2 protein-coding genes are annotated in these 2,850 nt (G+C 54.5%); both read left to right on the top strand.

The window, feature by feature from the left end; all coding sequences use genetic code 11:
• Positions 1 to 325: 325 nt before the first annotated feature.
• A complete protein-coding gene (locus Q0482_RS02950) occupies positions 326 to 1,099 on the top strand; it encodes a basic amino acid ABC transporter substrate-binding protein (protein WP_299143184.1) in 774 nt (257 codons plus the stop codon).
• Between the two features lie 858 nt (positions 1,100 to 1,957).
• The coding region (gene mmuM, locus Q0482_RS02945; RefSeq protein WP_299143183.1) for a homocysteine S-methyltransferase at positions 1,958 to 2,850 on the top strand (893 nt) is incomplete at its 3' end.

Here is a 2,850-nt window from a genome sequence, read left to right as displayed (position 1 = left end):
CGTCATTCTGAACGCAGTGAAGAATCTTGGTACGTGGCGTAAGTGAGACAAAGGCTGGTAAATACCGACCGGCGGGAAGACATCAGACTATCAGACGACAGACATCAGAAAACAGTATTCTCGAACGAGAGGGACAATCCCGCCGCCTTAGGCGGCATACAAAACTCATCGCCCGCAGGGCGATACCACAACCCTTCTATACAACCTGCCTGCGCCAGCAGGCCACAACCTACGGCGAAGCCGTGCCCCTTTGCACCCGAAGGGTGCCGAACCTTCGCGCCCAAAGGGCGTGTCCATGAACCCTTTTTAGAGAGGAGTAATCCATATGAAAAAGCTATTTCTTTTCCTGGCCCTTTTTCTGGGCATCACCGCCGCCATCACCGGCTGTGGGTCGAAGCAGTCATCCTCCACTCTGCGGGTGGGCATGGATGCGGCGTACCCTCCCTTTGGTTTCCAGAACATGGATACCAAGGCCTATGAAGGCTTTGATGTGGACATTATCAATGCCATTGCAAAGGAAGAAGGGCTGACTGCGGAAATTCGGAACGTGAATTTTGATGGCCTTATTCCGGCTTTGAAATCGGGAGACCTGGACGTGGCCATTAACGACATTACTGTCACCGAAGACCGGAAGCAGTCCGTGGATTTCTCCAAACCCTACTACATTGCAGGCCTGGGAGTGGTGGTACGAAGCGATACCGGTGATATTCTTACCAAAGAAGACCTGAAAGGAAAAACCCTGGGCGTCACCATCGGCTCCACGGGAGAAGAGGCGGCCCGTAAAATCGAAGGGGCAAAGGTAAGGACCTACAGCACCCTGAGCGACGCTTTCCTGGACTTGAAACAGGGCGCCGTGGATGCCGTCATCAACGATATCCCCACCAATGAATACTATGTGGCCAAAACGGAAGACCACTCCGTGAAAACCGCCCCGGCGGCCCTTTCCACAGAAGACCTGGCCATTGCGGTAAAGAAGGACAATAAGGAGCTCCTTTCCAAAATCGACGATGGTTTGGCAAAGATTAAGAAAAACGGAGAATTTACAAAAATTTATAAAAAGTGGTTTGGAAAAGAACCGCCGGAGAAAATTTTGAAATAGTGTACTAGTGAGCTGGTGGGACAGTGAGACAGTGAGACAGTGAGACAGTGGGACAGTGAGACAGCTATCCGCTATCCGCTATCCGCTGACTGCACTGCCTATGGCAGCGAAAACCTTCACAACCGGGCTGGCGTCCGATGGAAATGCACCCCTTTTGGTGCCTGCGGCACCACCTTCTCCCCGGAGGGGAGACTTTTAGCGGCGCTATGCATAGTACAACTTATGAAACTGAAGGTAGAATGTAGAGCAGACTTCCCCCTCCGGGGTGGCAAAGGAACTGGATTTGCAGGGGAGCCACGCGACCCGAAAATCCAGTGACATGCTTCCCTTTGGGTAAGTACCGCGCAGCGGGGATAGGGGTGCATTTCCCTCGCGCTGTGCACATTCTGCAGAGAATGTGCAAGTCAGTCGAAGTTGGCCCATAGCCTGCCCATAAAAGGGCCTTCCTTTTAATCGACTGACCGTTAGGCGCGGTTTTACGGTTTTGCCGCCGACAGGCGGTATAAAACTCCATCGCCCGACAGGGCGATACCACCACCCTCTGAACCTTTTGAACCCTCTGAACCCTTTGAACCTTCCCGTTCACAACCCACGGGCCCTATGGGCCCGCCCCCCTTTGGTGCCTGACGGCACCACCTTTACCCAAAGGGAAGCGTGTCACGGGATTTTCAGTCGTCTGACGGCTCCTTACAAATCCCGTTCCCTTGCCACCCCGCAAGCGGGGGCACAATAAAAAGAGGAGCTGAACCACAACCCTTGGCCCCGGGCCCGTCAAACCTGAGAACCTTCAGGCCCGGCAGGACCTGTTAAACTTTAGAACCTTTCGCGCCCAAAGGGTGCGAAGCAAAGGAGTCCATCATGATAGCAGACATCTTAAAAAAATACCCATTCATCGTACTGGACGGCGCGTTTTCCACGGAGCTGGAGAGGCAGGGCTTTTCCATTAATGACGAGCTCTGGAGCGCCATCGCTCTCTATGAGAAGCCGGACATGGTGAAGGCGGTGCACCGTTCCTATTACGATGCAGGAAGCGACATTGTCACCAGCGCCAGTTACCAGGCCACCCTGGAGGGCTTTGAAAAGAAGGGCTTTTCCCGGGAAGAGGGAAGGGAGCTTCTCATCCGCTCGGTGAGACTGGTGCAGGAGGCACGGGACGAATTCCTGGCAGAGGCTTCGCCGGCAAAGCGGCCGGTACCGCTGACGGCGGCATCGGTAGGCCCCTACGGCGCCTATCTGGCAGACGGCAGTGAATATCGGGGCCATTATGACAAAACAAGGGAAGAGCTGGCCGATTTCCACCGGGATCGCATGCACATCCTGGCGGAAGCGGGGCCTGATATTTTTGCCTGTGAAACCATTCCCTGCCTCGTGGAAGCGCTGGCGGAAACGGACGTGCTTTCGGAAATGGAAAACGCTGCCTGCTGGATTTCCTTCTCCTGCAAAGACGGCCTCCATACCTGCGGCGATGATCTCATCAGCGACTGTGCGAAAGCGCTGGATAAGATTTCCTGCGTGCAAGCCATGGGCGTGAACTGCACGGCGCCGGAGTATGTGGAATCTTTGATTCTGGAAATCAGGAAGTATACGGATAAGCCGGTGGTGGTGTACCCCAACTCCGGAGAACATTACGATGCAGAAAGCAAGACCTGGCACGGCCCGTCGGCGGAATATGCGGACTATGTGAGAACCTGGCAGCATATAGTGGGCCCGTTGTCAAGACCAGCTTTTCAAAAACTAAGCGCGCCGATTGG

The organism is uncultured Dialister sp., assembly GCF_937959425.1.
GTDB lineage: Bacteria > Bacillota > Negativicutes > Veillonellales > Dialisteraceae > Dialister.
Note: the sequence above shows the minus strand (reverse complement) of the source record. Positions and strands in the feature narration are given on the sequence as shown.